The 206-nt window shown below is 68.9% G+C and carries 1 pseudogene; it reads right to left on the minus strand.

What is annotated here, in order from left to right:
* Nucleotides 1-192: pseudogene (locus tag PUR56_RS01045) on the minus strand (substrate-binding domain-containing protein); the annotation flags it as partial.
* Nucleotides 193-206: the final 14 nt, after the last annotated feature.

Here is a 206-nt window from a genome sequence, read left to right on the forward strand (position 1 = left end):
CCCGGCGGCCTCGCCGACGAAGTACTCCTGGTCGCCCTGCTTCTGCAGGTAGGTGATCGAGATCTTCCCGTCGACCTTGGCGACCTCGCCGCTGCCGGACGCGGCCTCCTGACCGGTCGAACACGCGGTGGTCAGACCGAGAGCGAGCAGCAGACCCGCCGCGGCGACGGTACGGCTGGTGGAACGGAACATGGGGAGCTCCTTCG

This window comes from Streptomyces sp. BE303, from assembly GCF_036290945.1.
GTDB lineage: Bacteria > Actinomycetota > Actinomycetes > Streptomycetales > Streptomycetaceae > Kitasatospora.